Source organism: Actinoplanes sp. NPDC026623 (genome assembly GCF_040638275.1).
In the GTDB taxonomy this organism is placed as follows: domain Bacteria; phylum Actinomycetota; class Actinomycetes; order Mycobacteriales; family Micromonosporaceae; genus Actinoplanes.
The window spans coordinates 45,583-56,532 of record NZ_JBEZXZ010000037.1; the positions used below are offsets into that span (position 1 = coordinate 45,583).

At 67.5% G+C, this 10,950-nt stretch carries 9 protein-coding genes; 4 read left to right on the forward strand and 5 right to left on the reverse strand.

Features of this window, described 5'->3' with window-relative positions; all coding sequences use genetic code 11:
* Nucleotides 1–361 precede the first annotated feature (361 nt).
* A complete protein-coding gene (locus AB0F10_RS14465; protein ID WP_360623785.1) occupies nucleotides 362–817 on the reverse strand; it encodes a GNAT family N-acetyltransferase in 456 nt (151 codons plus the stop codon).
* Nucleotides 818–868: 51 nt separating this feature from the next.
* On the opposite strand from AB0F10_RS14465, the gene AB0F10_RS14470 reads away from it, so the two are divergent.
* Both AB0F10_RS14470 and AB0F10_RS14475 read left to right on the forward strand, forming a co-directional pair.
* Nucleotides 869–1,207, forward strand: coding sequence for a hypothetical protein (locus tag AB0F10_RS14470; RefSeq protein WP_360623787.1), 339 nt, complete (start codon nucleotides 869–871; stop codon nucleotides 1,205–1,207).
* Nucleotides 1,208–1,249: 42 nt separating this feature from the next.
* A complete protein-coding gene (locus tag AB0F10_RS14475) occupies nucleotides 1,250–1,858 on the forward strand; it encodes a hypothetical protein (RefSeq protein ID WP_360623789.1) in 609 nt (202 codons plus the stop codon).
* A 470-nt stretch (nucleotides 1,859–2,328) separates the two neighbouring features.
* Here the strand turns inward: AB0F10_RS14475 and AB0F10_RS14480 are convergent, their stop codons facing one another.
* Nucleotides 2,329–2,706 carry a hypothetical protein gene (locus AB0F10_RS14480; protein WP_360623791.1) on the reverse strand — a complete coding sequence of 126 codons (378 nt, stop codon included), beginning with the start codon at nucleotides 2,704–2,706 and terminating at the stop codon, nucleotides 2,329–2,331.
* A gap of 277 nt (nucleotides 2,707–2,983) precedes the next feature.
* The gene (locus AB0F10_RS14485) at nucleotides 2,984–3,475 is read right to left on the reverse strand and encodes a hypothetical protein (protein WP_360623793.1); all 492 of its coding nucleotides are present in this window, start codon (nucleotides 3,473–3,475) and stop codon (nucleotides 2,984–2,986) included.
* A 651-nt stretch (nucleotides 3,476–4,126) separates the two neighbouring features.
* On the opposite strand from AB0F10_RS14485, the gene AB0F10_RS14490 reads away from it, so the two are divergent.
* Entirely contained in the window at nucleotides 4,127–5,266 is a 1,140-nt protein-coding gene (locus tag AB0F10_RS14490) for a hypothetical protein (protein WP_360623795.1), read from the forward strand.
* Nucleotides 5,267–5,602: 336 nt separating this feature from the next.
* On the opposite strand, the gene metH is transcribed toward AB0F10_RS14490, so the two are convergent.
* Nucleotides 5,603–9,124: a methionine synthase gene (gene metH, locus AB0F10_RS14495; RefSeq protein WP_360623797.1), complete on the reverse strand. Its 3,522-nt coding sequence runs from the start codon at nucleotides 9,122–9,124 to the stop codon at nucleotides 5,603–5,605.
* A gap of 168 nt (nucleotides 9,125–9,292) precedes the next feature.
* Between metH and AB0F10_RS14500 the strand changes: the two genes are divergently transcribed.
* Nucleotides 9,293–10,162 carry a PAC2 family protein gene (locus AB0F10_RS14500; protein WP_184993294.1) on the forward strand — a complete coding sequence of 290 codons (870 nt, stop codon included), beginning with the start codon at nucleotides 9,293–9,295 and terminating at the stop codon, nucleotides 10,160–10,162.
* 45 nt (nucleotides 10,163–10,207) lie between these two features.
* On the opposite strand, the gene AB0F10_RS14505 is transcribed toward AB0F10_RS14500, so the two are convergent.
* A partial coding sequence (locus AB0F10_RS14505) for an ABC transporter permease (RefSeq protein WP_360623799.1) occupies nucleotides 10,208–10,950 on the reverse strand: 743 nt, incomplete at its 5' end.

A 10,950-nucleotide genomic window follows, 5' to 3' on the forward strand; every position in this document is an offset into this window, starting at 1 on the left:
TGCCGCGACGTCCACCCGATCTCTGTCGTCCGGACACCGGTCGTGTCGTCAGAACCGTCCGAACCCCGGCGGCACACATGCCTTCTTGTACGGTGCGGGGGCACGGTGACGGCGGGTCCACATCGCATTCCCGGGCGCTCCGGTAATCCTGCAGATCGGGTATGGAAATACCCGCGTGCCCAATGCTTCTGGGAGCCATCGACCCGGCCTACGACGAACTGGACCGTAGCCTCGGAAATGGCGTGAGGACTCTCCTGGGCATCATTGAGAACGAGGCGGAATTCAATTTGTACCGCAGTGACAGGCCCGGGACCTGGCGCCCCGACGAGGAACGCGACTGCCGGGGAGCCGGGCGCGGTGGTTACAGGTCTTTGGCCATGTTGCGGCCCGTCTCGGTGAAGCCCAACTGCTCGTAGAGCGCCCGGGCGCCGGTGTTGTGGGCGAAGACGTGCAGACCGATTCTGGTCAGCGCGTTGTGGTGGCACCAGCGCTCGGCGGCCAGCATGATCGCGCGTCCGTAGCCCCGGCGGCGCAGGTCGGGTTCGACGGCGACGTTGTAGACGAACGCGGTGTCGCGGGTGACCTTGACCCAGAGGAAACCGACCCGGCGCTCGCCGTCGTAGGCGTACCAGAAATGGTGGTCGGGGGTGGTGAACCCGTCGGGAAGCAGCCGCGCGTAGGTGTCGGCGGCGTCGCGGGCCGCGTCCTGCGCCGACTGGCCCGACGCGGCGACGCTCTGCGCATAGTGGGCCTCGGCGTCGACCCGCCACGGCCGGTACTGGTCCTCGGTCATCGGCTCCAGCCGCACGTCCGCCATGATCGACAATCTACCTTCGGTCCGGGGCACGGCGGCCGTAGCGTTACGCGCATGCGAACCCGTGCCCGTCGTGCCGTCGACCGATTCAACGCCTGCGTCCTCGCCCTGAGGTCGTCGCCCCGGTTGGGGAAGGTGGTCAGCCGCAGCCTCACCGTCGTCACCTACACCGGGCGGCGCTCCGGCACGACGTTCAGCATCCCGGTCGGCTACCGCAGGACGGGCGACGTCGTCACGATCGGCGTGGCCTTCCCCGACGCCAAGAGCTGGTGGCGCAACTTCACCGGCGACGGCGCCCCGCTCACCGTCCACCTTGACGGCGCCGACCGCCCCGGCCACGGCCTGGCCCACCGCGACGCCAAGGGCCGGGTGACCGTCACGGTCCGCCTCTGACCCGGGCGAGGCGGAGCCCGCCCCGAGCAGTACGGTTCGCGGGTGGACTTGGTGTCGACGCTGAATCGGAAGGCCGAGAGCACGGGCCGCCCGCTGGCCGGGCTCAGCGCCGGCAATGACCGGTACGGCCCCCTCGCCGCTCTGCTGCTCTGCCCTGCCGGACACGTGAGCGTGCGGACGACCACCGACCACGGCTACGACGCCACGGTGTGGGATTACCGGCAAGATCTGGTCGCGTGGGGACACACGGACAGCACGGACGCCATCGTCGAGACCATGCAACGCTGGCAGGCCGGCTCATCGCTCGACGTCGTCCAGCACCTCACCAGGGTCGATGAGACAGACGTGGCCGCGGCGTTCGAGGTGCTGTGGCGGCTGGTCCTGGGCTACGACGGCGACGACCTCGTCCGCATCGCCTCGGCCGCCATGGGGGACGCGACGCTTCGGCGGTTGCGGCCCTGGGTCGGCCACGGCACCCTGCACCTGCTCCACCGGGATGACCGCATCGGCGGGACCAGAATCGGCCTGGCCCTCTACTCCTACGGCGACGAACGGTGGCGGGTCCACGTCTACGGCCACCCGTTCAGCCCCGTGCTGGACGACGTGGACGCGGCGGTGGCGTTCGCGTCCCGGGCTGCCGCCTCCTGGTAAGGCCGGGTCTGCCGACCATCCGGCGTCGCATTGATCGTCACCGCCTCATCGCCGGTGACCACGCGGGCGTTCCGGTCCGCCGCGTCGGCGACCATCGATATACCCGGGAGCCTGGCCCGACTCGAACGTGCAGCCATCCTTGAGTTCAGTGACGCGCGGTTACCCGGGATCCCGCGCGTTGGGCAGGCCTCGTGATCAAGTTTAAGGCACGTCGAGACGATGGGCTGCGCTTGCGATGGCCTCCTCCAGCCGGGCGTTCAGGACGGAATGGTCGATGCCCGTCTCCGGCCGGTCGGCGAGGATGTGCCGACCACTTGACGTCGCTGTCCATCCGCGGCTTCGGCGCCCTCATCACCGCCCGGCGGCAGGTGTCGGAGGCATCCCGATGAGCGGACCCGGCGTCACCTCCGTGCTCGCGATGTCGTGAACGAACCGACCGTGTTCCTGCCCGTCACCGCACGTTCTGGCGCCTACCAGATCAGCACTCCGCCGCCCACTTCCAGAGCCCGCTGGGCCGCCGCTTCGACGTTCGCCAATCGATCCGACACCGTGTCCGAGTACCACTCATGGGAATGCTGGGGTCCGGTCTGCGGCGCGATTGCGTCGAGGTTGGCCCGCAACACGGCGCACTCGCCGAGAAACGCCGCGACGTCTTCAGGGGCAACCGTGAGATCGCCACTGGCCAGCATTGGGAAAAACCGGGCACCCAACGCGCGGACCGCGTCAGAGCCCCACACGGTCACCCGGAAGCTCTCGAAGCCCGCAAGCTCCGCCCCCATCGACGGGGCATCCAGCAGCGTCCACTCACCGTCCCGGCCGAAGACGAACACGTACACACTCAGGCTCACCGCCGTACTCGATCACCCCGCCGTGTAGATCGTCCATTCGATATGCCGCCGGCGAACCGGCGAGGTGATCGGAAGACCGCAGGTCTCGCCATCCCGTCATCCACACCTCCGGTCCGGATCCCCCACTTCAACCGCCCCTGTCCCGAGCCATGCGGGCCGCACAGGAATCGACCCAGGCATCCAGGTGGCCCGCATCGGGAGGGTTGAACCGGCGGCCTCTTCGTCCCGGATGAGGAGAGGATCCTGGCAAGGCTTGGATGTTTGGCTATATAGCCCGCTAGGCGGCTCTGGCGCCGCTTCGCAGCAGCCGGTCGGCGAGCTCTCGAGCCCGCCGTGCCTCTCGGAAGTTCTTTGCGTCGTTACCGAGGAACCGGTTGATCTTGCGGTCCGAGACGACCAGCCGCCAGGGGCCGGAGCCGGCGATATCGATGTCGAGGTGCGGCTGATTCAGCCAGGCGCTGCCGGTGCGGAGCACTGTGATGGACTCGACCGGGGTCGCCCAGGACTCGCCCTGATCCGGATCCCAGTGAAGCTTGCCGTCGGCCATGGACAACCGCCCGTAGAGCCGCGAATCGAAATTTCCTCTGACGAGCAAGCCCGACGTCGGACGGGACACCCGGGCGTGCAAGGTCACCGGCTGCGCTGGATCTGCTGGCAGAGGGCTTCGGCTACCGCTGCTGAAGGTCAGGACCAATCCCGTCACCACCACGCCGGTAACCAGGGCAGCACCCAGCGCAACCAGGACGAAGACCAGCACCACGGTGTCCATTCCTGTCCCTCCTGCCGACGCCCCGCCCAGCCTAGACGCGATGATCAACTATCCCGCAGGCCGGCGGACGGTTGTAGTCACGGCACTGGTCGTTGTAGTACATCTCGAACCAATCACGTGTGGGCAGTGACGTGTACGACGGGGCCTGATCAGCCGTTGACGTGCTGCAACGTTGTCCCTGGCTCTCATCGTTTTCGGGTGTGTGTGTGTACTCAAGGCGGCCCGCTCCCCACGAAGGCCTGGTCGAGGGTGACGGGATGAGCGTGAAGCGGCACGTGAGAGGCGCGGTAGTTCTCGTTTTTCAACGAGTTGGCACGGCCTGGATCCGAAGAAGACTACGCGCGATACGCCGATATGACCCTCAATGATCCGACTTTTTGCGTCTCCCCTGTCCATCGCTGTCACCCGTTCGGTCGAAGCCATCACACGCACTTCAACGGTAGACATGAAGGTCGCTCGCGCCGGTCCCTGTCACTGTTCCGGAGGCTGGTGGGCTGGGCGTGGCGCTCAACTCGGCCCTGGCGAAATACACTGCGAGGATATTTGATGAAGGTACCTCGGTTGCAATGGCCGTCTATCAAGCGTCCAGGTCGGGCTACAAGGCGGCGGATCACTGGACGAGCGCGCGAGCACCGAGAGACCTTAGCTGAGATGGGAGCTCTGAACGGTTCGACAGAAGCCAACTCGGAACTCCGCAAGATCTGCACCGTCATAGCATATCGACTGATGCGCAAACGGTGGATTCTCTTTCTGCTGTACCCCACCGTCAGCATCCTTATGCTTCTTCCCGCATTCTATATAATCACGCTGCCGGAACTCTTCAGTGAGCCGAAAGTGTTTTTTTCGTCCGCGTTCGCCATGCTGTTGTTCTCAGTTATCATACAGAGATTCACTCAACGAATCTTTATTACGTTCTTCATTGTCGTCGGACTGGCGGCAGTTGGGCTCCTGTCGGCCCTCCTGTGGATTGCGTTGGACAGAGCATTCGGACAGATTAGGGCGGGGGAAGTGTTCGATGGCTCAGGGTCGTCGACATCAGATGTCATAAGTAACCTACAAGAAAGTGCAGAGTTACTGCAGGCAGTAACCATTTCTGCGCTCATGTGGCTGCTTCTACTCGCTACATTAACCGTCGTGGTTGCCAGCCTGTCGGCGATTGTGAACGCGGCAGAGGTCAGGGCGTCGCCGCGAACGACAGCCTTCTTTGCAATTGCCCAAGCCGCAGCAATATCGCACGACGAGGCTGAGTTTCGTAAGGACTCGTCGCGTCGCGCAGCTATCCAACACCTTGAGGAGGCGGCGCGATGCCTCGAACGAGGACTTGAACCAGCCTATTCTCTTCCCTCCGCGAACATGAACACAATTGTCCATCACAGGATGAGAAGCTCGGCCACTGCCATAAGGGAGAAGCAGGTTTGGGTCGCGCTGCCAGCACAACAAACGGCAGGCGATCTTCTCGCATTTTGTCTGGACATGCTGAATATAATCGCCACGGGCAAGTATGACCACCTTCCCTGTGCAGAGGTGGAACCAACTGCTAAGAATCAATTGATCAAAGCTACGATAGCCTTCTCGCGAGTCATTGTCGGAGCGGTTCTTCCGATCTCACTAGTGGTGGCGTTGGATGCGATGAATATCCTAAAAGGCCCAGTAAGCGTGCCTGTCTACGTTGTCGCATCCCTGCTAGCAGCAGTTTCGATTATTACTCTTATTGACCCAGGATTTACCGGAAGGATCGCGGCAGCAAAGGATGTGACAACCCTTTTCAGGGACTCGGCTAGCCTGAAATGAAAGCGATAGATGTCGGATATCAAAAGGTTCCGTATGTGGCATGCCGAGCTGAGTTCGGAAGAACGCGCCACGCTCGACCGCAGCGCACACGAGCAGCTCGACAACCAGGACGACCGCTGATCGCATCGACGATGCAAACCGGTCGGAGCACGCTGACCCGGGTTTCACGCCGCGTGTCTGCACCCACCTGCTGCCCAGCAGCGAGGACCGCACCCGGCGGGCCATCGATCGGGCGCTCGGCCACGCCACGGATACGCCTGACGGCCTGGAGACGGCCTGATCAGGAAAATCGACCGATTCTCGGAGCGTATCCGCAGCTCAGCGTGGGTCTACCAACTACTTGGCGTTGAAATAGTTGGCGTCGGGGTGGTGGACGATGATCGCGTCTGTCGACTGCTCCGGCTCCAGTTGGAACTCCTCCGACAGGGTCACCCCGATGCGGCCCGCGTCCAGCAGGTCCACGACCTTGGCGCGGTCCTCCAGGTCCGGGCAGGCCGGGTAGCCGAACGCGTAACGGCATCCCCGGTAGTCGTTCTTCAGGATGCCCGCGAGGTCCGCCGGGTCGCCCGCGCCGAGGTTCGACCCGTTCGGCAGGGTGAGCTCCGCGCGGATCCGCCGGTGCCAGTACTCCGCCAGCGCCTCGGTCAGCTGCACCGACAGGCCGTGCACCTCGAGGTAGTCCCGGTACTCGTTGCGGGCGAACATCTTCGCCGTGTGCTCGCTGATCGGCTGGCCCACCGTCACCAGTTGCAGGCCCACCACGTCCAGTTCTCCGGCGTCGCGGGGCTTGAAGAAGTCGGCCAGGCACAGGCGGCGTTCCTGGCGCTGGCGGGGGAACGTGAAGCGGGCCCGCTCCGAGGTGCCGTTCTCGTCCAGCACCACCAGGGTGTTGCCTTCCGAGTACGCCGGGAAGTAGCCGTAGACGACCGCCGCCTCCAGGACCTGGTCGGCGGCGAGCCGATCGAGCCAGTAGCGCAGGCGGGGGCGGCCCTCCGTCTCCACGAGTTCGTCGTAGGACGGGCCGCTTCCGCCGCGGGCCGGCTTCAGGCCCCACTGGCCGAGGAACGTGGCCCGCTCGTCCAGCATCGCGGCGTAGTCGTTCAGCGGGATGCCCCGGACGACCCGGGTGCCGAAGAACGGCGGCGCGGGGACGTCGGCGGCCGGGGACACGTCCGAGCGGACCGAGGTGTCGTCGAGGGGCGGCAGGTTCTCCGAGACCATCGCGCGCTGCTTCTCGCGGCGGGCGCGGCGGGCGGCGAGGGCGGCCTCGCGGTCGGGGTCGATCACGGGGGCGCCGCCGCGCTTGGCGGTCATCACCCGGTCCATCAGGGCCAGGCCCTCGAAGGCGTCCCTGGCGTAGTGGACCTCGCCCTCGTACTGCGAGCGCAGGTCGTCCTCCACGTACGCGCGGGTGAGCGCCGCGCCGCCCAGCATGACCGGGAATCGCGCGGCGACGCCGCGGGCGGCCATCTCGAGCAGGTTCTCCCTCATCACGACCGTGCTCTTCACCAGCAGGCCGGACATGCCGATCGCGTCGGCCTGGTGCTGCTCGGCCGCCTCGATGATGGCGTTGATCGGCTGCTTGATGCCGATGTTGACGACCTCGTAGCCGTTGTTGCTGAGGATGATGTCGACGAGGTTCTTGCCGATGTCGTGCACGTCGCCCTTGACCGTGGCGAGCACGATGCGGCCCTTGCCGTCCTCGTCCTCGTTCTTCTCCATGTGCGGTTCGAGGAACGCCACGGCCGCCTTCATCACCTCGGCGGACTGCAGCACGAACGGGAGCTGCATCTGGCCGGAGCCGAACAGCTCGCCCACCGTCTTCATGCCGTCCAGCAGCACGTCGTTGACGATCGCCAGCGCCGACGAGGCCCGCAGCGCCTCGAGGAGGTCGTCCTCCAGGCCGTTGCGCTCGCCGTCGATGACGCGGCGCTTGAGGCGCTCGTCCAGGGGCAGCGAGGCCAGTTCCTGCGCGCGGGACTCGCGGGCCGACCTCACGTCGACGCCCTCGAAGAGCTGCAGGAACTTCTGCAGCGGGTCGTAGCCCTCGCTACGCCGGTCGTACACCATGTCCAGGGCGACCCGGCGCTGCTCGTCCTGGATCTTGGACATCGGCAGGATCTTGCTGGCGTGCACGATGGCGCTGGTCATGCCGGCCTGGACGCACTCGTGCAGGAAGACCGAGTTGAGCACCTGGCGGGCGGCCGGGTTGAGGCCGAACGAGATGTTCGAGACGCCGAGGGTGAAGTTGACGCCCGGGTAGAGCTCGGCGATCCGCCGGATTGCCTCGATCGTCTCCAGGCCGTCGCGGCGGGTCTCCTCCTGGCCGGTGGCGATCGGGAAGGTCAGGCAGTCGACCAGGATGTCGGCGCGGTTCAGGCCCCAGTTGCCGGTGAGGTCGTCGATCAGCCGGGAGGCGACCCGGACCTTCCAGCCGGCGTCGCGGGCCTGGCCCTGCTCGTCGATGGTCAGCGCGACCACCGCGGCGCCGTGCTCCTTGACGATCGGCATCATCCGCGCGAAGCGGGAGCCGGGGCCGTCGCCGTCCTCGTAGTTGACCGAGTTGACCACGCAGCGGCCGCCGAGCATCTCGAGGCCCGCCTCGACCACCTGCGGCTCGGTCGAGTCGAGCATGATCGGCAGGGTGGACGCGGTGGCGAAGCGGCCGGCCAGTTCCCGCATGTCCTGGGTGCCGTCGCGGCCCACGTAGTCGACGCAGAGGTCGAGCAGGTGGGAGCCGTCGCGGGCCTGGCCGCGGGCGATCTCCACGCAGGCCTGCCAGTCGCCGGCCAGCATCGGCTCGCGGAAGGCCTTCGAGCCGTTCGCGTTCGTACGCTCGCCGACCATCAGCACGCCGGCGTCCTGCCGCAGCGGCACCTCGTGGTAGATCGAGGCGACGGCCGGGGCGTGCGCGACCGTACGCGGTGCCGCCCGCAGGCCGCGGAGCCGGCCGACGACCGCCTCGATGTGCGCGGGCGTAGTGCCGCAGCAGCCGCCGACCAGCGAGACGCCGTATTCGCGGACGAAGCGTTCGAGGGCCTCGGCGAGCTCGTCCGGGGTGAGCGGGTAGTAGGCGCCGCCCGCGGCCAGGACCGGCAGGCCCGCGTTGGGCATGACCGAGACGGGGACGCCCGCCGACTGTGACAGGTAGCGCAGGTGCTCGGACATCTCGGCGGGGCCGGTGGCGCAGTTCAGTCCGATGAGGTCGATGCCGAGCGGCTCGAGCGCGGTCAGGGCGGCGCCGATCTCGCTGCCGAGCAGCATCGTGCCGGTGGTCTCCACGGTCACGTGGCAGATGATCGGCACTTCGCGCCCGGCCTCGGCCATCGCCCGGTGCGCGCCGACCACCGCGGACTTGGTCTGCAGCAGGTCCTGGCAGGTCTCGATGATCAGCGCGTCGGCGCCGCCGAGGATCAGCCCGGCCGCGTTCTCGTGGTAGGCGTCGCGCAGCGTCGTGTAGTGCGTGTGACCCAGCGTCGGCAGCTTGGTGCCCGGGCCGATCGAGCCGAGGACGTAGCGGGGCTGCTCGGGGGTCGAGTGGGCGTCGGCCGCGGCGCGGGCGACCCGGGCGCCGGCCTCGGATAGTTCGCGAATCCTGTCTTGAATGTCATAATCGCCCAGGTTGCCGAGATTCGCGCCGAACGTATTCGTCTCGACGCAGTCGGCGCCGGCGGCGAGGTAGGCCTCGTGCACGCCGCCAACCACGTCGGGCCGGGTCACGTTGAGGATCTCGTTGCAGCCCTCGAGACCCTGGAAGTCGGCGTCCACATCGAGGTCCGCGGCCTGCAGCATCGTCCCCATCGCCCCGTCTGCGACCAGGATGCGGTGGGCCAGCGCGTCACGGAAGGAATTCAGCACCTGCCAAGGCTAATAGCAGACACCCCCCGACGCCCCGCGGCCGCATCCGGCGGGTGGACCCATTGTGACGGGGCTCTCCACGCAAAGCCGCACGACGGCGCGGCCCCCGGGTGCGATGTCGGACGTGCACGTAGGCTTTGCGTACGTGAGGTACGAAAGGTTGGCACCGTGACAGAGTTCGACGGTCTTCCCCTGCTGCGCTCTCCCGTGGCGATCGCCGCCTTCGAAGGGTGGAACGACGCGGCCGACGCGTCGACGGCCGCGGTGGAGCACCTCGAGCAGGTGTGGCAGGCCCGCGAGATCACCACCGTCGACCCGGAGGAGTTCTACGACTTCCAGGTCAGCCGGCCGACCATCACCATGGCCGAGGGCGAGGCCCGCAAGATCGAATGGCCGACCACCCGGTTCAGCGTGGCGAGCCCGCCCGGCACCGAGCGTGACGTGGTGCTGATCCGCGGGATAGAGCCGAGCATGCGCTGGCGCACGTTCTGCGAGCAGATCCTCGAGGTGTGCCACAGCCTCGAGGTCAATCGGATCGTGCTGCTGGGCGCCCTGCTCGCCGACGTCCCCTACACGCGGCCGCTGCCGATCAGCGGCACCGCGTCGGAGAAGGAGGTCGCGGAGAGATACAAGGTCGTCCCGACCCGCTACGACGGCCCGACCGGCATCGTCGGCGTGCTGCAGGAGGCGGCGGGCCGCGCGGACGTCGACGCCCTCTCGTTCTGGGTGCACGTCCCGCACTATGCGAACAACCCGCCGTGTCCGAAGGCGACACTTGCGCTGCTCAGCCGCCTCGAGGACGTCCTCGACCTGCCCGTGCCCCTGGCCGACCTCGCCGAGGAGGCGGACGAGTGGGAGAAGCGGGTCCGCGCCGCCGCCGAGCAGGATTCCGAGCTGGGCGACTACGTGCGTGAGCTGGAGGAACGGGTCGGCGACGAGGGGATCAAGCCGCTGACCGGCGACGAGATAGCCAGCGAATTCGAGAAGTACCTGCGCCGCCGCGGCGGCTCCGCCGGCCCCACCGCGGGCTCCTGGTAGACGGCCCGGGCCCCGCCGGTCTCCCGGCGGGGCCGAGCGCGCCGGTCACAGGCCCGCGACGGCCGGGCCCCGGACGGTACGGCGCGCCGTACCGAGCAGCGAGAACGTCGTCAGCGCGACCGCCACCGCGACGATCACCGCGTACGCGATCGGGGTTGCGTCGGGCCAGACGCGGTCCGCACGGGCCGCGCCGAACGGCAGGATCGTGAAGAGCGAGGCCGCCCAGCCCGCGAGGACCCCGGTGACCGTCACGAGGAGCCCCTCGCACGCGACCATCGCGATCAGCTGTCCCCGGGTCGAGCCCGCCAGCCGCTGCTGGGCGAACTCCCGCCGCCGGTGCGCCGTCGCCGCGATCAGCGTGTTGACCAGCATGATCGCCACAAAGATCGTGATCATGCCGACCGCCACGTAGTTCAGGGTCTGAATGTCGCGGGCGAACTCCGGCTGGACGGTGCCCGCCGCGGCGTCGTCCTCGATGCCCTGCAGGTAGACCGTGCCGGTCGCGATGCTCGTGAACAGGGTCACCGGCATCACCGCGCCGGCAAGCTGCCGGGTGCGCCGGCGCACCCCGAGCACGGCCAGTTCGCCCGCGACGCCGCCGAGCAGCCGGACCGGCCGGCCGAGCACCGCGGTGACCAGTCGCAGCAGCTCCGGGGCGAACAGGGCGAGACCGATCGACGCCCAGATGGACGCCTGGCCCGCCGTCCGCATCGCGTCGATGCCCTTGCCGTCCATCAGCGTCACGGTCAGCGCCGCGCAGTTCGCCGCGACCAGCAGAAACAGCACTC